Annotated in this window: 16 protein-coding genes, 2 tRNA genes and 3 rRNA genes; 6 read left to right on the forward strand and 15 right to left on the reverse strand. The window is 46.4% G+C overall.

What is annotated here, in order from left to right:
* Positions 1-15 precede the first annotated feature (15 nt).
* The gene (locus H3L97_RS02215; RefSeq protein ID WP_097115205.1) at positions 16-453 is read right to left on the reverse strand and encodes a DUF4189 domain-containing protein; all 438 of its coding nucleotides are present in this window, start codon (positions 451-453) and stop codon (positions 16-18) included.
* 136 nt (positions 454-589) lie between these two features.
* On the opposite strand from H3L97_RS02215, the gene frr reads away from it, so the two are divergent.
* Positions 590-1,147 carry a ribosome recycling factor gene (gene frr / locus H3L97_RS02220; RefSeq protein WP_097115206.1) on the forward strand — a complete coding sequence of 186 codons (558 nt, stop codon included), beginning with the start codon at positions 590-592 and terminating at the stop codon, positions 1,145-1,147.
* A gap of 56 nt (positions 1,148-1,203) precedes the next feature.
* Here frr and H3L97_RS02225 read toward each other — a convergent pair whose 3' ends face one another.
* On the reverse strand, positions 1,204-1,743 hold the full coding sequence (locus tag H3L97_RS02225) for a Spy/CpxP family protein refolding chaperone (RefSeq protein WP_097115207.1): 540 nt from the start codon (positions 1,741-1,743) through the stop codon (positions 1,204-1,206).
* Between the two features lie 200 nt (positions 1,744-1,943).
* Complete coding sequence (locus H3L97_RS02230; RefSeq protein ID WP_097115208.1) at positions 1,944-2,918, reverse strand: putative transporter; 975 nt, start codon at positions 2,916-2,918, stop codon at positions 1,944-1,946.
* A 150-nt stretch (positions 2,919-3,068) separates the two neighbouring features.
* Here H3L97_RS02230 and H3L97_RS02235 point away from each other — a divergent pair, with 150 nt between their 5' ends.
* Positions 3,069-3,434: a rhodanese-like domain-containing protein gene (locus H3L97_RS02235; protein WP_097115209.1), complete on the forward strand. Its 366-nt coding sequence runs from the start codon at positions 3,069-3,071 to the stop codon at positions 3,432-3,434.
* Between the two features lie 43 nt (positions 3,435-3,477).
* Here H3L97_RS02235 and H3L97_RS02240 read toward each other — a convergent pair whose 3' ends face one another.
* The 10 genes from H3L97_RS02240 to ampD all read right to left on the reverse strand — a co-directional run bounded on the left by H3L97_RS02240 (position 3,478) and on the right by ampD (position 14,109).
* Entirely contained in the window at positions 3,478-5,280 is a 1,803-nt protein-coding gene (locus H3L97_RS02240) for an aminopeptidase P family protein (protein WP_097115210.1), read from the reverse strand.
* Between the two features lie 72 nt (positions 5,281-5,352).
* On the reverse strand, positions 5,353-5,811 hold the full coding sequence (locus tag H3L97_RS02245) for a ComEA family DNA-binding protein (RefSeq protein ID WP_097115211.1): 459 nt from the start codon (positions 5,809-5,811) through the stop codon (positions 5,353-5,355).
* 121 nt (positions 5,812-5,932) lie between these two features.
* Positions 5,933-6,044, reverse strand: a 5S ribosomal RNA gene (gene rrf, locus H3L97_RS02250).
* 134 nt (positions 6,045-6,178) lie between these two features.
* Positions 6,179-9,066, reverse strand: a 23S ribosomal RNA gene (locus H3L97_RS02255).
* Between the two features lie 483 nt (positions 9,067-9,549).
* Positions 9,550-9,625: transfer RNA gene (locus tag H3L97_RS02260), tRNA-Ala, on the reverse strand.
* A 21-nt stretch (positions 9,626-9,646) separates the two neighbouring features.
* Positions 9,647-9,723: transfer RNA gene (locus H3L97_RS02265), tRNA-Ile, on the reverse strand.
* Positions 9,724-9,884: 161 nt separating this feature from the next.
* Positions 9,885-11,423 (reverse strand): 16S ribosomal RNA (locus H3L97_RS02270).
* The 16S, 23S and 5S rRNA genes sit together here with 2 tRNA genes alongside, the layout of an rRNA operon.
* Before the next feature lie 293 nt (positions 11,424-11,716).
* Entirely contained in the window at positions 11,717-11,839 is a 123-nt protein-coding gene (locus H3L97_RS12005; protein ID WP_257011015.1) for a hypothetical protein, read from the reverse strand.
* Positions 11,840-11,940: 101 nt separating this feature from the next.
* Positions 11,941-13,386, reverse strand: a complete 1,446-nt coding sequence (locus H3L97_RS02275) for a cell division protein ZipA C-terminal FtsZ-binding domain-containing protein (RefSeq protein WP_097114694.1) — start codon at positions 13,384-13,386, stop codon at positions 11,941-11,943.
* A 156-nt stretch (positions 13,387-13,542) separates the two neighbouring features.
* Positions 13,543-14,109: a 1,6-anhydro-N-acetylmuramyl-L-alanine amidase AmpD gene (gene ampD, locus H3L97_RS02280; RefSeq protein WP_097114695.1), complete on the reverse strand. Its 567-nt coding sequence runs from the start codon at positions 14,107-14,109 to the stop codon at positions 13,543-13,545.
* Between the two features lie 289 nt (positions 14,110-14,398).
* Between ampD and H3L97_RS02285 the strand changes: the two genes are divergently transcribed.
* Complete coding sequence (locus H3L97_RS02285; protein WP_097114696.1) at positions 14,399-15,034, forward strand: YdcF family protein; 636 nt, start codon at positions 14,399-14,401, stop codon at positions 15,032-15,034.
* A gap of 117 nt (positions 15,035-15,151) precedes the next feature.
* Here the strand turns inward: H3L97_RS02285 and H3L97_RS02290 are convergent, their stop codons facing one another.
* Complete coding sequence (locus H3L97_RS02290) at positions 15,152-16,207, reverse strand: NAD(P)H-dependent flavin oxidoreductase (RefSeq protein WP_097114697.1); 1,056 nt, start codon at positions 16,205-16,207, stop codon at positions 15,152-15,154.
* 881 nt (positions 16,208-17,088) lie between these two features.
* Positions 17,089-17,619, reverse strand: a complete 531-nt coding sequence (ruvC, locus tag H3L97_RS02295) for a crossover junction endodeoxyribonuclease RuvC (protein WP_097114699.1) — start codon at positions 17,617-17,619, stop codon at positions 17,089-17,091.
* Between the two features lie 132 nt (positions 17,620-17,751).
* Here ruvC and lldD point away from each other — a divergent pair, with 132 nt between their 5' ends.
* From lldD to H3L97_RS02310, 3 genes are all read left to right on the forward strand, one after another.
* Positions 17,752-18,906 carry an FMN-dependent L-lactate dehydrogenase LldD gene (gene lldD, locus H3L97_RS02300; RefSeq protein WP_097114700.1) on the forward strand — a complete coding sequence of 385 codons (1,155 nt, stop codon included), beginning with the start codon at positions 17,752-17,754 and terminating at the stop codon, positions 18,904-18,906.
* Between the two features lie 570 nt (positions 18,907-19,476).
* Complete coding sequence (locus tag H3L97_RS02305) at positions 19,477-20,220, forward strand: (Fe-S)-binding protein (protein WP_097114701.1); 744 nt, start codon at positions 19,477-19,479, stop codon at positions 20,218-20,220.
* Complete coding sequence (locus tag H3L97_RS02310; protein WP_097114702.1) at positions 20,217-20,915, forward strand: LutC/YkgG family protein; 699 nt, start codon at positions 20,217-20,219, stop codon at positions 20,913-20,915. The genes H3L97_RS02305 and H3L97_RS02310 overlap by 4 nt, the downstream gene beginning before the upstream one ends.
* Positions 20,916-21,009: the final 94 nt, after the last annotated feature.

The raw sequence follows: 21,009 nt of genomic DNA on the forward strand, positions 1-21,009 counted from the left end.
GATGAACACAGGTTCTTATTCTTGATACAAATCGCTGTTGCTGCAAAATGCGGTTTCCACTTCGCAAGCCGATTCGCCTTGTGCGGCTTGTTCGCATTGTTGCTGGGCTTCGTGTTGCACTTGCCTCATGTTTTTGCCCACGGCAATGTACACATTGTTGGGTTTGAGCAAGCCGCGCCGTGTGTCAAACGCCGCCGCCGCACATTGATTGTGCAACAATGTTGCGCCAAAACAGCCATTTTCTTGTTCAGGCTGCCTGAAATTCATTTCGCGGCAAAAATCGTCCCATTGTTGTTGTGCTTGGGCGAGGGTGGCGTTTTCGGCGGTGGTGCGGGTGTGGGTGGCGGCACTGCTGGCATTGGCGTGGTGCCAAAATCCCAAATAACCGTAGGTGTCTGCCGCCATAATCGGCAAACTGATGGCATACAATAACCATGCACATTTCTTGAACATGACAAATTTTTCCCAAAAAGGCAAGATTATAATCGTACAGGGGATTTTTTTATATATTCAGGCTGCCTGAAAAGACTTGTCGGGGGGGCGCAATCACGCTAACATTCTGGTTTTTGACAAAAATGGGTTCACAATCATGATTAACGACATTCAAAAATCAGCCGAAAACAAAATGCAACGTTCGCTAGAAGTATTGGGCGAAAATTTGGCAAAAGTGCGTACAGGTCGCGCCCACACGGGTTTGCTTGACCAAGTGGAAGTGGAATACTGGGGCAATATGGTGCCTGTGAGCCAAGCCGCCAGCGTTACCCTGTTGGACGCGCGCACCATTGGTGTGAAACCTTTTGAAAGCAATATGGCAAGCAAAATTGAAAAAGCCATTCGCGATTCCAATTTGGGTTTAAACCCCTCATCGGTGGGCGATTTGATTCGCGTACCCATGCCCATGCTGACCGAAGAACGCCGCAAAGACTTGATTAAAGTGGTGCGTGGCGAAGCCGAAGACGGTCGCGTGTCCATTCGCAATGTGCGCCGCGATGCCAATGAGCACATCAAAAAATTGTTGAAAGACAAAGAAGTATCAGAAGACGAAGCCCGCCGTGGCGAAGAAGCCGTACAAAAATTAACCGACAAATTCATCGGCGAAATTGACAAAATGCTCGCCCACAAAGAAGAAGATTTGATGGCGATTTAATCATTCAGGCAGCCTGAACAATGCGTTTCAGGCTGCCTGAATGGTTTTAAAATGAATTATTTGCGCTCAAACATGGGGCGTTCGGCGTGGCGTTTTGCCATTTCAGCCATTTTCTTTTCTTGATTGGCTTGATACTGTTGTTGCTGTTCTGGGGTCAGCACTTGAAACACCGCGTGGCGTTTTTTCAGCATTTGCAATTCACGTTCGCCATTTTGCTGGCGTTGTTGTTCGCGTTCTTGTTGGCGTTGGGCAATCATTTTGCGGGCGGCATTTTCGTCAAAATGTTTGTGGCTCATCAGGTTGCGTTCTTGTTCGCGTTGATTTTCCATGCGTTTTTGCCATTGGGCAATTTTTTGCTCATCGTTTCGTGGGGACTGTGGGCGGTCGGCTTCCATAATCGCTTTGATTTTGGCTTTTTGCTCATCGCTCAAATTCAACTCGGCAAAACCGAATGGCAAGCCGTCTTTTTTGCCGTGCATTTTACCGTGATGGTGTTTGCCACCGCGTTCCATGGGGGCTGGCTCAATGTGGCTGGCTGCCATGGCAACACCTGCGCTCATCATCAGGGCTACGGTTAATGCGGTCAATTTTTTCATGATGTTTTCCTTTCTGTGGTTGGCATATTTGCGTTGAATTGATGAAACGAATCATACACCGCCTTGTGTTAAATGGATTTTTGTGGCTGTAAAGCGTTTGCAAAAGCACCATGACGCAAAAATGGCTGCCTGAAAACCACAAACATTTGTTTGCGAAAACATTTTTTCAGGCAGCCTGCACGCTTGTTTGTATGATTGGGTTAAAGCGATGAAATCTGCTTCTCAAATTCTTTCAAACGCTTGTGAATGGATAACAATTCCACAATGGTCGTCCACGATTGCACCAAAAACTGAAACGCATCTTGCACCTTATTGAATGCACGCACAATTTGCTGCAACACGCCCAAAGTCAGCGCACCCGCAATCAAACTCGGTGCAAGCGCAATATACGGCACCACCACCGCAAATTGCAAATAAGACCACTTTGCCAAATCAAAATACATATAATGCCAATACAGACGATAATTGTTTTTGCGAACATCGTCAAACAGTTGGCGCAATGTGGGCAGTTGGGCATGGCTGGGGTCATCTTCCCCCAACACCAATTCTTTGCGAAACGCAGCTTCCACTTTTTGATTGTTAAATTCCAACCCTGGCAATTTCACGCCCACCACAGCCAGCACCACCGTGCCAACAATAGAAAAAACCAACGCCACCCAAACCAAAGAGCCATCTACCGCACCAATCCAAGGCAAGGTGTTGATTTTTTGGCTTAATTCATACAAAATCGGCAAAAATGCCACCAAAGTCAGCACCGCCCGCAAAAAGCTCACGCCCAAAGTTTCCATAATCCGCGCAAAACGCATGGTGTCTTCTTGCACACGCTGCGATGCGCCTTCAATGTGGCGCACCTTTTCCCAATGCGCCAAATAATGGTCGGTCATCGCCGTGCGCCAACGGAAAATATAATGTCGCCCAAAAAAGTCTATCAACACCGCCAATGCAATGTAAATGCCCGCAATTTTCGCAAACTTCATTAATTGTGCCAAAAATTCGGGAAACGTAACGCTATTGGGCGTTTTCAGAATGTTTTGAATGGCATCGTAAAATTCGCCAAACCATTGATTGATTTGCACGTCCAATTCCACTTTATACCACGTTGCCAACAAAATCAGCAGCGAACCACCCAAAGACCAAAGCGACCAACGCTTATTCAAAAAGAAACTGCGAAACATGGTGAAATTTCCAAACAAAAATGCGATTGTAGCGCGTTTTCAGGCAGCCTGAATGGGAAAAATCGCCCACAATTTGCGCTTTTTGTGCCAAAAAATGAAGATTTTATCCTTTATCATCATCATTTTAGTGCCACAACAAGGAATCACACCATGAAAAAATATTTGCCCCTACTCATTTTGGCGGCATTGAGCGCGTGTTCGCCAGCCGAAAAACCCGCCACCCAAACCATCGCCCCCAGCCAAAGCGTTGCGCCCAATGCCAACAAAAAAGTCGTGTTGATTGACGTACGCACCGCCGATGAATTTAAAGACGGACATTTGGCAGACGCAACCAACATTCCACACGACCAAATCGCCCAACGCATTGCCGAAACAGGTGCCGATAAAGACAGCGAAATTCATTTGTATTGTCGCAGTGGCAACCGCTCTGAACAAGCCTTGCAAACCCTCAAAGGCATGGGCTTTACCAATGTGAAAAACTTGGGTGCATATCAAGATTTGATTAAGCAAAAATAAAATTCAGGCAGCCTGAAAACACATTTCTCAGGCTGCCTGAATTTTAAGGTGCAATCGCTTCGGTTCGCGCCAACAACCACGCCAAAGCATCGCCCTCAACCAAAGGCGACAATTTATCGCGTACCATTTGATGATATTGGTTTACCCATGAAATTTCTTCATCATTCAACAAAGCCACATCAATCAAACGGGTGTCAATCGGACACAAAGTCAAAGTTTCAAAATACAAGAACGAACCAAATTCCGTTTCCAAAGGCGATTCAACTTTTTGATTAACCACCAAATTTTCAATGCGAATCCCCCATCTGCCCTGACGATACAAACCCGGTTCATTGGACGTAATCATGCCCAACTTCAACACATTATCCGCATTCACAGCCGACTGATAAGCAATTCTTTGCGGGCCCTCATGCACATTCATAAAATAACCCACGCCATGTCCCGTGCCATGACCATATTCACATTGTCGCAACCACATCGGCTTACGCGCAATTGCGTCAATCATCGGCGCAGGCATATTTTCGGGGAAAACGGTGGTCGCCAACGCAATGTGCGCCTTCAACACCACAGTAAAATCTTGTTTTTGTTGAATATTTACATTACCAACTGGCATAACGCGCGTGATATCGGTTGTGCCATCTTGATATTGCGCCCCCGAATCAATCAACAGCAAACCATCGCCCTCAATCCAACTGCTGCCCTGCTCTGGCGCACGATAATGCGGCATTGCACCATTACCATTGAACGCCGCAATCGTGTCAAAACTGGGCGAAACATAATGCGCTTGCAGGCTGCGATAATGAATCAACATACCGTCAATGTCATTTTCAGAAACACGCTGTTGATTTGCAAATCGCTGCTCCAAATCCGCAAAAAAACCACACAAAGCCACACCATCTTTTACCATTGCATTGCGAATACATTGAATTTCTTGTGGATTTTTTTGTGATTTAAACAAAGAACTGGGATTGCTCGCCTCATACAAAATCACATTTTCAGGCAATTTCGCAAGAGTACGAACCGCCATTTTGCCCGAATCCACCCACAAAACACCTGTTAATTGAGCCAGTTCATCATCTAAATCCGCATAATCCCGAATTTGAATATGCGCCTGTTTTAATAATTCAATACTTTCATCATTTAATTTATTTTTATGCAGAAAAATAATACAAGAATCCAAACCAATCAATAAATGTGCCAAAAATACAGGATTGGACGACACATCACTGCCCCGTAAATTGCTTATCCACGCCACATCATCAAGCGAAGAAACCAAATGATAATCGGCATTCACCGCCTTCATTTTTTCACGAATGCGATTGATTTTGTCCAAACTGCTTTCAAAAACAAATTGTGCCAAATGTGGATAGATGGGTGCCATGGGCAAGGCTGGTCTATCGTGCCACATTTCATCAACCAAATCAGAAATTGCATTAAAAACAATATCATGGCGCGACAAAACATTTTGGTAATGTTGATATTGAGACAAAGCAATCATGTCATCAGCCACAGCAACAACTTGATTCTTTTCTGTATTTTGAATAATCCAATCCAATACATCATTGGCTTGCAACATTTTACCCAATTCAATGATGCTGCCTGAAAGCTGTTGTCGAGCCTGTTCCCAATAACGGCTATCTGCCCATAAAATCGCTTTTTCTTTATGAATCAATAATGTGCCTGCCGAACCTGTGAATCCAGATAACCAACTTCTCACTTGCCAATATTCAGGCAAATACTCCGACAAATGCGGGTCAGCAGTGGGAACAATCAGAATATCAACCTGATTTTTTTGCATAATGGATTGCAAATGGCTGATTTTTTCATTAACAGTTTGGAATTTCATCATTGTTTCCTCAATTAAAATAAAAAAGGCTACCTGAAATATTTCAGACAGCCATAATCATATCATTTATTTTCATTCGGTTTGACTAATTGGTGCGACTTTTTTGCTTTTTGAATTGGCGGGTGCTGCCTGATTGGTAATGACAACCCGATTCCGCATTTTTTCTAATGTTTTACTGCCAATACCTTTCACTTCCATCAATTCATCAATCGATTTAAAACCATGATTTTGTTCACGATATTCAATGATTTTTGCAACTTTTGCTTTACCTACCCCAGTACCTTTTAAGGCAGCCACCAATTCTTCTGCCGTAGCAGTATTCAAGTTAACGGGTTCAGCTGGCACATAAGTCTCTTTTTTGACTTTTTTCACAGGTTTTTCTTCAGATTCAGAATCATCAGCCGAGACATTGGCGTTTGACACCAGTCCCACCTGTTGAGTATTATTTTGTTGATTTGCTTGCTGTTCACCGCCACAGGCAGCCAAAGAAAATACCAAACCCAATATGGCAAAAATACGCACCAAATTCATGTCAGTCTCCTAAATTACTTGCCCATACTAAATTAAAAAATGGCACAAATCAAGTTTTTTATACTAAAAAGCAAACCCCAGCACCTAATAAAATAAAAGGAGCTGGGGTAGAGAATAAGGAGTTTGGCGATGACCTACTTTCGCATACGGAGTATACTATCATCGGCGCAGGGATGTTTCACTGTCCTGTTCGGGAAGGGAAGGAGTGGGTCCAAACCGCTGTGGTCGCCAAACGTAAAGGGGGTAAATTGGGAAGCCAATAAAACAAAGGTTTTGTGTTTGTATTGATTTTGTATTTTTGGTGATGACTGAGTCATCAGTAAGCTTTGTCATTTGTAGTAGAACTGTTTAAAGTTATTCAAATGATAGAGTCAAGCCTTACGGGCAATTAGTATCGGTTAGCTGCAAGTGTTACCACTCTTCCACACCCGACCTATCAACGTTGTGGTCTACAACGACCCTTGAATGTGGTTAAACCACAGGGGAAGTCTCATCTTTGGGCGAGTTTCGCGCTTAGATGCTTTCAGCGCTTATCTCTTCCGAACTTAGCTACCCGGCTATGCTTCTGGCGAAACAACCGGTACACCAGAGGTTCGTCCACTCCGGTCCTCTCGTACTAGGAGCAGCCCCCGTCAAACTTCCAACGCCCACTGCAGATAGGGACCAAACTGTCTCACGACGTTTTAAACCCAGCTCACGTACCACTTTAAATGGCGAACAGCCATACCCTTGGGACCGACTACAGCCCCAGGATGTGATGAGCCGACATCGAGGTGCCAAACTCCGCCGTCGATATGGACTCTTGGGCGGAATCAGCCTGTTATCCCCGGAGTACCTTTTATCCGTTGAGCGATGGCCCTTCCATACAGAACCACCGGATCACTATGTCCTGCTTTCGCACCTGCTCGACTTGTCGGTCTCGCAGTTAAGCTACCTTTTGCCATTGCACTATCAGTCCGATTTCCGACCGGACCTAGGTAACCTTCGAACTCCTCCGTTACGCTTTGGGAGGAGACCGCCCCAGTCAAACTGCCTACCATGCACGGTCCCCGACCCGGATAACGGGTCTGGGTTAGAACCTCAAAGCCACCAGGGTGGTATTTCAAGGACGGCTCCACAGAAACTGGCGTTTCTGCTTCAAAGCCTCCCACCTATCCTACACAAGTGACTTCAAAGTCCAATGCAAAGCTACAGTAAAGGTTCACGGGGTCTTTCCGTCTAGCAGCGGGGAGATTGCATCTTCACAACCATTTCAACTTCGCTGAGTCTCGGGAGGAGACAGTGTGGCCATCGTTACGCCATTCGTGCGGGTCGGAACTTACCCGACAAGGAATTTCGCTACCTTAGGACCGTTATAGTTACGGCCGCCGTTTACTGGGGCTTCGATCCGATGCTTGCACATCTTCAATTAACCTTCCAGCACCGGGCAGGCGTCACACCCTATACGTCCACTTTCGTGTTAGCAGAGTGCTGTGTTTTTAATAAACAGTCGCAGCCACCGATTCTCTGCGACCCTGATAGGCTTACGGAGCAAGTCCTTAACCTTACAGGGCATACCTTCTCCCGAAGTTACGGTATCAATTTGCCGAGTTCCTTCTCCCGAGTTCTCTCAAGCGCCTTAGAATTCTCATCCTGCCCACCTGTGTCGGTTTGCGGTACGGTTTTGATTCAACTGGAGCTTAGTGGCTTTTCCTGGAAGCGTGGTATTTGCTGCTTCGTGTCCGTGGACACTCGTCATCACGTCTCGGTGTTAAGAAGGAGCGGATTTGCCTACTCCTTCCACCTACAGGCTTAAACAATCTATTCCAACAGATTGCCAGCATAACCTTCTCCGTCCCCACATCGCATTGAATCAAAGTACGGGAATATTAACCCGTTTCCCATCGACTACGCATTTCTGCCTCGCCTTAGGGGCCGACTCACCCTACGCCGATGAACGTTGCGTAGGAAACCTTGGGCTTTCGGCGAGCGGGCTTTTCACCCGCTTTATCGCTACTCATGTCAACATTCGCACTTCTGATACCTCCAGCAGCCTTTACAAGCTGCCTTCACAGGCTTACAGAACGCTCCCCTACCATGCTAGTAAACTAGCATCCGCAGCTTCGGTTACAGATTTGAGCCCCGTTACATCTTCCGCGCAGGAAGACTCGACCAGTGAGCTATTACGCTTTCTTTAAATGATGGCTGCTTCTAAGCCAACATCCTGGCTGTCTGTGCCTTCCCACTTCGTTTACCACTTAATCTGTCATTTGGGACCTTAGCTGGCGGTCTGGGTTGTTTCCCTCTTGACACCGGACGTTAGCACCCGATGTCTGTCTCCCATGATTGCACTTTCTGGTATTCTGAGTTTGCAATGGGTTGGTAAGTCGCAATGACCCCCTAGCCATAACAGTGCTTTACCCCCAGAAGTGATACATGAGGCACTACCTAAATAGTTTTCGGGGAGAACCAGCTATCTCCGAGTTTGTTTAGCCTTTCACCCCTATCCACAGTTCATCCCCGCATTTTGCAACATGCGTGGGTTCGGACCTCCAGTACCTGTTACGGCACCTTCATCCTGACCATGGATAGATCACTCGGTTTCGGGTCTACACCCAGCAACTGATCGCCCTATTAAGACTCGGTTTCCCTACGCCTCCCCTACTCGGTTAAGCTCGCTACTGAATGTAAGTCGTTGACCCATTATACAAAAGGTACGCAGTCACACCATTAAAGGTGCTCCCACTGTTTGTATGCATCAGGTTTCAGGTTCTATTTCACTCCCCTCCCGGGGTTCTTTTCGCCTTTCCCTCACGGTACTGGTTCACTATCGGTCGATGATGAGTATTTAGCCTTGGAGGATGGTCCCCCCGTATTCAGACAGGATTTCACGTGTCCCGCCCTACTTGTCGTGCGCTTAGTACCATGATACTGTTTTCGGATACGGGGCTATCACCCACTGTGGCGGACTTTTCCAAGTCCTTCTCCTAACAGTGCCATTATCACGCACAGGCTTTTCCGCGTTCGCTCGCCACTACTTGCGGAATCTCGGTTGATTTCTTTTCCTCGGGGTACTTAGATGGTTCAGTTCTCCCGGTTCGCTTCGCCAGTCCTATGTATTCAGACTGGGATACACATTGCTGTGTGGGTTTCCCCATTCGGACATCGCGGTATCATTGCTTTTTTGCCAGCTTCTCCGCGCTTTTCGCAGGCTTACACGTCCTTCTTCGCCTATCATCGCCAAGGCATCCACCTGATGCACTTATTCACTTGACTCTATCATTTGAAGAACCTTTGACTTTGCAGAATACAGCGTTGACAACCATATTCTACTTAGATTCTCAAACAATAAAGCTTACTGCTTTGTTGTGATACCCATCTTGCCTTTTGTGTTTCAAGACGGGTATTGATACAATCATCACCCAAATACTGTTGTTCAATTCTTTTTAACCTGAGTTTTGTTTCAGGCTGCCTGAAATCAGTTTGCAAACTGATTTCAAACCAAATCAAACCAAAATTGTCTTTGTTTGTTGATTTCGGCTTTCCAATTTGTTAAAGAGCGATGCAATCAATTAACTGATAAAATCATCAGCAAATTGCAAATTAAAACAAGCAAGCTAGCCATTCTACACAAACTCGCTTTAATTTGCAATTTAAAAAAGAAAAATAATCAAAAATAAAAAATTAAACTTTTTAAGCTTAACTCTTTTTAAAAGTTTTTTATTTTATTTTTATTCCACTTTCAGGCTGCCTGAATCTTGGTGGAGGCAAACGGGATCGAACCGATGACCCCCTGCTTGCAAAGCAGGTGCTCTACCAACTGAGCTATGCCCCCAGTATTCCTTTGTTTTGCAACTGGTGGGTCTGGTAGGACTTGAACCTACGACCCCACGCTTATCAAGCGTGTGCTCTAACCACCTGAGCTACAAACCCATGAACTTATTTAAAACAAATCAAAGAAACATCAAAATTTAAAATTTAAAAATAAACAATCTTAAACCTTATCATTTCTTCTTTAATCTGCTTTTTAATTCTTGCATCTATAATACGATTACCGATAAGTGTGAGTGCATTCAACCTCTTCTTTTCTCTAGAAAGGAGGTGATCCAGCCGCAGGTTCCCCTACGGCTACCTTGTTACGACTTCACCCCAGTCATGAAGCATACCGTGGTAAGCGGGCTCCTTGCGGTTACCCTACCTACTTCTGGTATCCCCCACTCCCATGGTGTGACGGGCGGTGTGTACAAGACCCGGGAACGTATTCACCGCAGTATGCTGACCTGCGATTACTAGCGATTCCGACTTCATGCACTCGAGTTGCAGAGTGCAATCCGGACTACGATCGGTTTTCTGGGATTGGCTCCACCTCGCGGTTTGGCTACCCTCTGTACCGACCATTGTATGACGTGTGAAGCCCTGGTCATAAGGGCCATGAGGACTTGACGTCATCCCCACCTTCCTCCGGTTTGTCACCGGCAGTCTCATTAGAGTGCCCAACTTAATGATGGCAACTAATGACAAGGGTTGCGCTCGTTGCGGGACTTAACCCAACATCTCACGACACGAGCTGACGACAGCCATGCAGCACCTGTGTTGCGGTTCCCGAAGGCACAGCTCTATCTCTAAAGCCTTCCGCACATGTCAAGACCAGGTAAGGTTCTTCGCGTTGCATCGAATTAATCCACATCATCCACCGCTTGTGCGGGTCCCCGTCAATTCCTTTGAGTTTTAATCTTGCGACCGTACTCCCCAGGCGGTCAATTTCACGCGTTAGCTACGCTACTAAGGCATCAAGTGCCCCAACAGCTAATTGACATCGTTTAGGGCGTGGACTACCAGGGTATCTAATCCTGTTTGCTACCCACGCTTTCGAGCATGAACGTCAGTATTATCCCAGGGGGCTGCCTTCGCCATCGGTATTCCTCCACATCTCTACGCATTTCACTGCTACACGTGGAATTCTACCCCCCTCTGACATACTCTAGCTTGCCAGTTTCAAACGCCGTTCCCAAGTTGAGCTCGGGGATTTCACATCTGACTTAACAAACCGTCTGCGCTCGCTTTACGCCCAGTAATTCCGATTAACGCTCGCACCCTACGTATTACCGCGGCTGCTGGCACGTAGTTAGCCGGTGCTTATTCTTCGGGTACCGTCATCACGAACTGGTATTATCAATCCGCTTTTCTTCCCCGACAAAAGTCCTTTACAACCCGAAGGCCTTCTTCAGACACGCGGCATGGCTGGATCAGGGTTCCCCCCATTGTCCAAAATTCCCCACTGCTGCCTCCCGTAGGAGTCTGGGCCGTGTCTCAGTCCCAGTGTGGCGGATCATCCTCTCAGACCCGCTACTGATCGTCGGCTTGGTAGGCCTTTACCCCACCAACTACCTAATCAGACATTGGCCGCTCAAATAGCGCGAGGCTCCTAAAAGTCCCCCGCTTTCACCCTCAGGTCGTATGCGGTATTAGCTATCCTTTCGGACAGTTATCCCCCACTACTCGGTACGTTCCAATGCATTACTCACCCGTTCGCCACTCGCCACCAAGTACAAGTACTCGTGCTGCCGTTCGACTTGCATGTGTAAAGCATGCCGCCAGCGTTCAATCTGAGCCAGGATCAAACTCTTATGTTCAATCTCTAACTTACTTAACTTCTGGTCTGCTTCAAAGAAATTAACAAGAAAATAAATATGAAAAACACATTCAATCTTATAAACTCTCAAAACAGTGTGAGGCTCAATACACTCACACTTATCGGTAATCTTTCATTTAAAGAACTTAACTTATCTCAATCAACTCTGCCGTAGCAGCGAAGAACCGAATTATGCCCAATATGCCCAAACTGGTCAAGCATCGCCAAACTTTTTTTTGACAAAAACTGCAAAATATTTTGATTTATCACGAAATTTATTTTGACCATCAACTTTCAGGCAGCCTGAAATGGTGCAACAAGTTGCACCCTACCCACACCCACAATCAAAACAGCAACCGCTTCGCGCCACACACACAAAGCGTGGGTATGGCGGCAAGACGCCATGTACACATTCAATACTCTGCTCCTTTGGGGAGGGCTGCCTGAAAAACCCTTTTCCAATAAAATAAGCACATCAATAAAAAACGTGGGTGTAAACACCCACGTCATTTGCTGCTTTATGAGAATAAACGCTGCGCCAACACGCCCCCTGGCTCTATGCCCACTTTCAGCATTTCGCTTTGGCGGTCAAGCACATAGCTGCGTACGTCTTTGAGCCATTCGGTTGAGAGTTCGTTGATTTGGTCATCTACCAACTCCAAGTTTAATTTGGACGACAGGCGCACTGCCAAATTCATGAATTCGTCAAAATTGCTTTCGCCATGCGGTACGCGCGTGATGTCAAACAGCATACTGAAACCTTTGTAGGGCTGGCTTGCCAATAGGCTTGATGTAAACTGGCTGCCGTCTAGTGTTACTGCGCTGTATTTGACTTCGCCACCCACTTCGCAAAAACCGAACGTGCCATCTTGCATCAGTTGGAAACCCAAATCTTCCAAAGTGGAACGCAATTCTATCCCCAAAATGCTGATGCGCGATACCAAATGTATGGCAATGGTTTGGTCTACGCGCTCGCAAATTTGGTCAAGTGGCTGTGCGACTTCTAAAAAGGCGGGAATATCGGTCAGCAAAATTTCGCCGTTCATTTTGTCGGCAAAACTTTTGACTTGGTGTCCAAACAAACTTAATTCGCGCTCGTTTGCCAAACCGTTGCGGCTGATGGCTTGCAAACCAATGGCAAAGGCTTGATACATGACCCCTGGAATGGGTTCGGCTACCTGAAACAGACCGTCCATGGTGCAACCGACAATTTGAAAGCGGTAACGATTGGACAAACGTGGCACGGCATACAATTCTTGTGGCTCGCGCAAGGAAACGTATGCCATGTAATCGGCACGCGCATCAAACCACGATAATTGGCTGCGACTTAAATCGTGCAAATCCACCAATACTTCGCGTTTGATGGGTTCGGGCTGCACAATGGGCGCAGGCGTGGAAATGGGCGTGTGATTCATGGGCGAAACCAATTCGCGATTGGACGACCCCACCAAATCGGCAATGGGATTTTCAGGCAGGCTGACTTCAATGCTGTCTTCAATGGATTCGTTGGGTTCATCGTCTGTGCTTTGGCTGCTGGCTATTGCCCAGTTGAATCTGCCTTCGTTTGCCAAACCGATTGTGTCATCAACGGAAACGCTGGGGTTGGCTGATTTTATCAATTTGGGTGCTGGCACATCGCGCGGCAGGGTGCTTGGCACGGGCTTGCTGTCTTCAATGGGCAGGCTGCTGACCACGGGCGTGGCAAGGCTGGGTGCGGGCGGATTGTTTTTGGTGGGTTTACTGGGTTTGTTTGCCGCTTTTTTGATTTTGCTGGGTTTCAGTTTATCTTGTTTGCCATCGCGCACGGATTGGGTTTTGTTGCCCAACAATGCGTCTCGGTCGGCGTGTCCAAATTGGTCGCGGATTTTGGCTCGATAGCGGTTTTCCTGAATCATGTTATAGGCAAACACGGCAATCAGCACCAGCAGCAAAAAGGCTATGATGATAAGTAGTGTGTCGTTCATTACGATTAAATCTCATTTTAAAACAAAAAATTACGCCAAAATGTACAGGCATCTTGTTTTTAAATATCATTATTAAAAGGTAAATAGCTGGGAATTATAACTTATCTTGCCTTTTCAGGCAGCCTGAAAACGATTTTTCTGTGGGAAATGTGGTTTTCAAGCCGCATTGTTTTTGTTGATGAGATTTTGTAGGGGCAATTTTTCCCATTCTAAAAACGCGCTGGGGTCGGTTTTGCGATTGGGGGCGATGTGTTCGTGTCCTGTAATGGCATCAATGGGATAATGGGCGCAAATTGCCAACAGCAAATCGTGCAATGCGGCATATTGTTCGGCGGCAAATGGCTCAAAATCGCAACCTTCCAGCTCGATGCCGATGGAAAATGTGTTGCATTTCTCGCGCCCTGCAAATTGCGATACGCCTGCGTGATACGCCATTTCATCGCACGATACGAATTGCACCACTTCGCCCAATCGGGTAACAAAAAAATGACTGGACACGCGCAAATCCACCAACTGTGTGAAAAAGGGGTGTTCGCTGCCTGAAATTTGGTTGGTAAACAGCTTTTCCACCGCGCCTGTGCCGTATTCAAACGGCGGCAGTGAAATGTTGTGCAACACAATCAGCGTGATTGGTTCATTATCGGGACGCGGACAGCAGTTTGGGGAAACTTTTTGTGTGGCAGGCTGCCATCTGCCGTTTTGCCAAGCATTTTGTGAAAACATGATTTGACTTGATGGAACTGAAAACGCCATTATATTAGAACCTGCGTTCATAATCTTAATCGCTTGCTTTTATCGCCACTTCATGCGCCTACTGCGTTGGCTTTCCATGCCCATATGTTCAATATTGGCGTGAAAAGCCGCCTTGTATTCGCAAGAATGGTCAATAAAATCAAGTCATCAATCTTACGAACTCAGGTTCTTAAAATTTCGTTTCAGGCAGCACGCTGGTTATTGCAAGGCAAAAACAGGCAGCCTGAAAAACAAAAACATATTGATTTAAAAGGAAAATATGTTAAAAACAGGCAAATTTCTGTTGCGTTTGGCGGGTATTTTGGTGCTGGGCGTGGCATTACTGGTGGGGTGGAGCGCGTGGCAGGTGTACGATTACGCCACACGCGCCACGTCCGATTATCATGCAGACGCGGCTTTGGTTTTGGGCGCAGCAGCATGGGGCGATAAGCCCTCGCCCGTTTACCGCGAACGCATTCAGCACAGCATTTATCTTTATCAAAATCAATTTGTTAAAAAAATCATTTTCACAGGTGGCACACCCAAACAGGGCTACCCCACCGAAGCGGAAGTGGGCAAAATGTTTGCCATCAAACACGGCGTGCCACCCAAAGACATCATCGTGGAAAACGCATCGCGCAACACGCTCTACAACATTCGCAATGCCAAACAGCTCATGCAACAACACGCCATCAAGCAAGTCATTTTGGTCAGCGACCCCGACCACATGGCGCGCGCCATGAGCATTGCCCAACATTTTAATGTGCCAGCCTATGCCTCGCCCACGCCCACCAGCCGCTATGTGGGCAGCAATCAGCGCAGTGAATTTTTTTGGCGCGAAGTGTTTTATTTGAGCCTGTTTCGCGTTTACCAAATGGGCAGCAAAATGGGCATATCGTTTCATTTTAATGCGTGATGCGGTTTCAGGCTGCCTGAAAAAGGTTTCATGTGAAACATTTTGCCACCCCACAATCCCAAAAAAGGCTGCCTGAACGCATTTTCAGACAGCCTTTTTCCATTTTCAACAAACCAATTAACGCGACACCGCTTGCATGTATTCCGTTTCCAATTCATTCAACAAATCGGCTACGCTCAAATCGCGGCACAATGTTACGCCACGCCCAGCCCACAATGCCATGTACTCCACATCACCTTCTTTGGCAGCTTGGGCGCGCAGAGCTTGGGTCATCGCATGATGTAAGGGATAGGGCAAAGTTTCATTTTCATGCGCCATGTTTTCACGCAAAAAGCGATTCACAATGCCACGCGCCATTTTGCCCGACCACAATTTCGTATGCACCGTAATGCCGCGCTGCACATCCAGCAACACATTTTTATAAGCAGGGTGTATGCCCGATTCGTGGGTGCTTAAAAAAGCCGTACCCATTTGTGCGGCTTCTGCCCCCATGTTTTGCACGGCAGCAACTGCCTGCCCCGTCATCAAACCGCCAGCCGCCCACAAAGGAATGCGGACACTTTGTCGGCATTGCGTCAGCAAAGGGCGCAAACCCATGGGTTGAGCCACATATTGCGGCATAAAGCCACCGCGATGACCGCCTGCCTCTCCGCCCTGCACCACCACCGCGTCTGCACCCAAATCCGCCCATTGTCGCGCCTCTTCCGCATGATTGACCGTGCCAACCACCGCAATATTGCGCTTTTTCAATTCGCGCACATGCTCATCAGAAATGATGCCAAAAGTGAATGAAGCCACCGCAGGTTGCGCCGCCAATAGCGCGTCAAATTGCTGTTCAAACAAAGGCGCAGCCTGTTCAGGCGCAGGCAAAGGCAAGCCACGCTGCCAATACATTTCAGCCAGCCACGCAGGCAAATCCCCTTTGACATTTTTGCTTTCTTCTTCCGACAAAACAAACAAATTGATGCCAAAAGCCCGATTGGTTTTCGCCATGATTTCATCGGCTTGCAACACGATTTGTTCGGGCGACAAAAAACCTGCCGCCAAAAAGCCCAAAGCCCCTGCCTGACACACTTCCGCCACCAAAGTGGGCGTGGTGGCACCGCCAGCCATGGGTGCTTGCACAATGGGCAAACGCAAATTAAATCGCTCAATCAAAGAAGGGGCAGCCATGATGTTTCCTTAACTCCAAAATTTATCGTAACGCCACATTTTATAGCTTTCATTTTTGGGCGACAACACGCATTTTTCCAATCACTTTATTATTTATTTAAAATAATTCTCACTATTATTTTAAATAAATTCATTTTCAACCGTAAAATAGTTTAAAAATGATTTAATTAAACCAATTTATTTCATTCATCATAAAAAATAAAATCAGATGTGATTGAAAATCAAATTTTCATTTTTTACTTTAAAAACAATTTAATTTATTTTTACAATGATTTTAAATTTGAAACCCAATTCCAATCCAAACCCGTTCTGCCATTTTCCAAAAAATCACAAAAAATGCGTTTAATTTGTCTTGAAAATGGCATTTTTATAGTAAAAATGGCTTTAAATAACCATTCCCATTCAAACAAATCACAAACGATTTTTTTGCACATTATTTAATCAAATTAAGTTAATGAAATCAATTTTCATATCAAAAAAGCAATTTTAAAATAAAAATCCCAATTTCCATTGTTTAAAACTATTTTTACTTAACTTCATTATTTTAAATGATTTATTTGATTTTTAAAAATGATTTAATTGCACCAAATTTTCAATATTTATTTGAAAAAATCATCAAACAACATAAAATGCCATTTTATTTCATTTTAAATGAAATTTTTATTTTGATGATAAATATGGTTTAATTGTGATTTTTCACTTATGTTCATTTTATTCATCAATATTGATTATTTTGTATATTTAAACTAAATTGAAGGCAAAATGGGGGCAATTTTTCAGGCTGCCTGAAAAACAAAATCGCCCAAACATTCATTTGGGCGAGAAATCAAAATCAGGAAAAATCAAAAAGAAAGAGGGTTTGCAAAATGATGAGGGCAAATTTAAATTTGAAAGCGTCCGCCTTTAATCGCCAAACCACCCAAACGCCCTGCTAAACCATGTCCGCGCAAAGCATGGGTTAGGGCAACCGCCAATCCATCGGCGGCATCGGCTTGGGGCGTTCCCGATAATTGGAGCATATTTACCACCATGTGTTGCACTTGCTCTTTGGCGGCTTTGCCCTGCCCCACCACGGCTTGTTTGACTTGCAAAGCGGTGTATTCGTACACGGGCAAACCGCGCATCACCAAGGCGGCAATGGCTGCCCCCCGCGCTTGCCCCAACATGAGCGTGGCTTTGGGGTTCACGTTCACAAAAACCTGCTCAATGGCTGCCTGATTGGGGCGATAGGTTTCAATGATTTCGTCTATGTGTTGCACAATAATGGCGATGCGTCCTGCCAATTCATCGTTGGCAATGGTGCGTATGCAGCCCGATGCCACATAGTGATAATCGCGTCCGACTATGTCTATCACGCCAAATCCTGTGATGCGGCTACCAGGGTCTATGCCCAAAATGCGTGTTGGTGTCATGTTGTGTGATTCAATAAAGCAAAACAACGATTATACGCAATGGCTTTTCAGGCTGCCTGAAAATGTCTTTGCAATCGTTTTTAAATGATAATAAAATTCATAATCAAAATAATTCACATAAAGGAAATGAACATGATTATTTCATCTGCCAGCGATTACCGCGAAGGCGCACGCCGCCGTTTGCCACCGTTTTTGTTTCACTATATTGACGGTGGGGCTTATGCGGAACGCACTTTGGCACGCAATGTGTCTGATTTGGCAGACATTGCTTTGCGCCAACGTGTGCTCAAAGACATGTCGCAATTGGATTTGGGCATTGAATTGTTTGGCGAAAAATTGAGTATGCCTGTGGCTTTGTCGCCTGTGGGTTTAACGGGCATGTATGCACGGCGCGGCGAGGTTCAGGCTGCCAAAGCGGCTGATAATAAAGGGATTCCGTTTACGCTTTCCACCGTTTCGGTTTGCCCGATTGAGGAAGTGGTGCCTGCCATCAAACGCCCCATGTGGTTTCAACTTTATGTGTTGAAAGACCGTGGTTTCATGACCAATGTGCTGGAACGCGCCAAAGCGGCTGGCTGTTCCACCTTGGTGTTTACGGTGGACATGCCCACACCAGGGGCGCGTTATCGCGATGCCCACTCGGGCATGAGCGGACAGCACGCGGCTTTGCGCCGTTATATTCAGGCAGCCTTACACCCACAATGGGCGTACGATGTGGGCTTAAACGGCAAACCGCATGATTTGGGCAACATTTCCAAATACATGGGCAAAGAAGTGGGCTTGGAAGATTACATTGGCTATTTGGCCGCCAATTTTGACCCGTCTATTTCGTGGAAAGATTTGCAATGGATACGCGATTTTTGGGACGGCGCAATGGTCATCAAAGGCATTTTAGACCCACAAGACGCAAAAGACGCGGTGCGTTTTGGTGCAGATGGCATTGTGGTGTCCAACCACGGTGGCAGACAATTAGACGGTGTGCTGTCATCGGCACGCGCGCTGCCTGCGATTGCCGATGCGGTTAAGGGCGACATCAAAATTTTGGCAGATTCGGGCATACGCAATGGTTTGGACGTGGTGCGTATGTTGGCTTTGGGCGCAGATTGCACCATGATTGGTCGCGCATGGGTGTATGCTTTGGCAACGGCAGGCGAAGCAGGCGTGAGTAATTTGTTGAATTTATTTGAAAAAGAAATGCGCGTGGCAATGACCCTAACCAGTTGCGCCAAAATCAGCGACATCACGGCAGAATGCTTGGTGCAAAATCAAGCGGTTTTGTCTGAATAAGCAGGTTTCAGGCAGCCTTTCATTCCACTACAAAATTTGAAAAAACAAGCCAAATCAATTTGAATCAAAACGGTAACTTTTATTTTATTTCAGTAGCTTACATTTTTAGGCTGCCTGAAATATGGGTTTAAAACGAAACCGTTGAACATTCATTTATTTGGCTTACTTTTTGTAGGGCGGTGAAAGGCTGCCTGAAAACACCTTATCCCCTTTATTTTTCTATCAAAAATGCGACATTATGTCGCCATCACATTTTTTCTTGTGGCTGATTGTTCACAGCGACTTTGTTTGAGATGGGATTCAGGCAGCCTGAATAATCCAAATTCGGCTAAAATAGGGGCTATTGACAATTTGGGCGCGGAGTTGTTTTTTCAGACAAAATTATCAAATTCAAGGAGAAAATGCGAGCCAATGCTGTCCATTGGCGCGTATTTTTGACGCAGAAATTGGCGATTTTTGACGAAAAAACAACCGCGAAACAAATTATCAATAGCCCCCAATGCCTACACGCAATTTCAAAATTGCACCCAAACACAATCTCCAACAAAAACAAAGAAATGGACACAAGCCATGAACAAACCTTCCGATATTTATTTCTTCGGCACTTGCGTGCTGGACGTGTTCATGCCCGAAGCAGGCATGGACGCCATTACCCTAATTGAACAACAAGGCATTAAAGTGCATTTTCCCATGGCGCAAAGCTGCTGCGGTCAGCCTGCCTACTCATCGGGACACCCCAAAGAAGCCTTTGAAGTCGCCAAAGCGCAACTGGATTTGTTCCCTGAAAATTATCCCATTGTCGTGCCGTCAGGTTCGTGCGGCGGCATGATGGCGCACCATTGGCGCAAATTGTTTGCAGGCAGCGAATTTGAACAAAAAGCCAACCAAATCGCCGACCGCGTGGTGGAATTTACCCATTTTCTCATCAACATCGGCTACACGCCCGAAGACAAAGGCGAACCAATTAAAGTTGCCGTACACACATCATGCGCGGCACGGCGCGAAATGGACGTACACACAACAGGTTGGAAATTGATAGACAGCCTGAACAATGTAGAACGCATCGTCCACGACCACGAAAGCGAATGTTGCGGCTTTGGCGGCACATTTTCCGTGAAACAAGCCGACATTTCAGGCGCAATGGTTGCCGACAAAGTCCAAGCACTCAAAGACACCCAAGCGGCTGCCATTGTCAGCGCAGACTGTGGCTGTATGCTCAATATTGGCGGCAAAATCGCCAAAGACGAACCCAATATGCCACGCCCCCAACACATCGCCAGCTTTTTGCTGCAACGCACAGGAGGCAAAGCATGAGTGCCGCACGTTACAATATTTTAAACAAACTCAAAAAAGCCAACGCCAGCCCAATCCGCGAGCCAGAAGTATTTGAATACTATGAACAAATGTCGCCATCATGGGAAAGCGATACCGCGCGATTGAAACATTGGGCAAACGCAATGAAAGCCGTGAAAACCGAAATTTTTTGGGTAACACGCGATAATTGGACGGCAGCCTTAAACCAAGTCATTGAACAAAAAGGCTTGCAAAACATTTTGTTGCCCAAAGACACCGACAATGGCAAACTGGCAACGCAAGCCGTTCAAGCAGCAGGCAAATGTGAAGTGCGCCATTTTGACCGCCCCATTGAAGATTGGAAAGACACCTTTTTCCAAGACATTCAGGCAGGTTTTACCGATGTGCGTTGCGGCATTGCCCACACAGGCACGCTGATGTTGTTCCCCACGCCAGCCGAGCCGCGCAGCCAAAGCCTTGTGCCGCCCGTGCACATTTGCCTGTTTGACGCGAGCAAAATGTACGACACCTTCCACGCTGCCATGCACGGCGAGAAAATGGTGGACGGTATGCCCACCAATGTGGTGCTGGTATCGGGTCCTTCCAAAACGGCAGACATTCAGCTCACATTGGCATACGGGGCGCATGGCCCGAAAGACATGGTGGTGTTGGCGATTTTGCCCGATGGGGTGAGCGAGAGCGATTTGGCGGATTGATGATGTAGGGTGCGTACTACGCACCAAAATATTGAAATGATTTGGGATTTGGTGCGTGGTACGCACCCTACAATTTGCCGTCCGCTGGGACTTT

Origin of the sequence: Alysiella filiformis, assembly GCF_014054525.1 — a bacterium.
Lineage (GTDB): Bacteria > Pseudomonadota > Gammaproteobacteria > Burkholderiales > Neisseriaceae > Simonsiella > Simonsiella filiformis.

Excerpts from the sequence above, each read along its gene's own strand:
- H3L97_RS02215 (WP_097115205.1), bottom strand. The coding sequence starts at position 453 with ATGTTCAAGAAATGTGCATGGTTATTGTATGCCATCAGTTTGCCGATT.
- frr (WP_097115206.1), top strand. The coding sequence starts at position 590 with ATGATTAACGACATTCAAAAATCAGCCGAAAACAAAATGCAACGTTCG.
- H3L97_RS02225 (WP_097115207.1), bottom strand. The coding sequence starts at position 1,743 with ATGAAAAAATTGACCGCATTAACCGTAGCCCTGATGATGAGCGCAGGT.
- H3L97_RS02230 (WP_097115208.1), bottom strand. The coding sequence starts at position 2,918 with ATGTTTCGCAGTTTCTTTTTGAATAAGCGTTGGTCGCTTTGGTCTTTG.
- H3L97_RS02235 (WP_097115209.1), top strand. The coding sequence starts at position 3,069 with ATGAAAAAATATTTGCCCCTACTCATTTTGGCGGCATTGAGCGCGTGT.
- H3L97_RS02240 (WP_097115210.1), bottom strand. The coding sequence starts at position 5,280 with ATGAAATTCCAAACTGTTAATGAAAAAATCAGCCATTTGCAATCCATT.
- H3L97_RS02245 (WP_097115211.1), bottom strand. The coding sequence starts at position 5,811 with ATGAATTTGGTGCGTATTTTTGCCATATTGGGTTTGGTATTTTCTTTG.
- H3L97_RS02275 (WP_097114694.1), bottom strand. The coding sequence starts at position 13,386 with ATGAACGACACACTACTTATCATCATAGCCTTTTTGCTGCTGGTGCTG.
- ampD (WP_097114695.1), bottom strand. The coding sequence starts at position 14,109 with ATGTTTTCACAAAATGCTTGGCAAAACGGCAGATGGCAGCCTGCCACA.
- H3L97_RS02285 (WP_097114696.1), top strand. The coding sequence starts at position 14,399 with ATGTTAAAAACAGGCAAATTTCTGTTGCGTTTGGCGGGTATTTTGGTG.
- H3L97_RS02290 (WP_097114697.1), bottom strand. The coding sequence starts at position 16,207 with ATGGCTGCCCCTTCTTTGATTGAGCGATTTAATTTGCGTTTGCCCATT.
- ruvC (WP_097114699.1), bottom strand. The coding sequence starts at position 17,619 with ATGACACCAACACGCATTTTGGGCATAGACCCTGGTAGCCGCATCACA.
- lldD (WP_097114700.1), top strand. The coding sequence starts at position 17,752 with ATGATTATTTCATCTGCCAGCGATTACCGCGAAGGCGCACGCCGCCGT.
- H3L97_RS02305 (WP_097114701.1), top strand. The coding sequence starts at position 19,477 with ATGAACAAACCTTCCGATATTTATTTCTTCGGCACTTGCGTGCTGGAC.
- H3L97_RS02310 (WP_097114702.1), top strand. The coding sequence starts at position 20,217 with ATGAGTGCCGCACGTTACAATATTTTAAACAAACTCAAAAAAGCCAAC.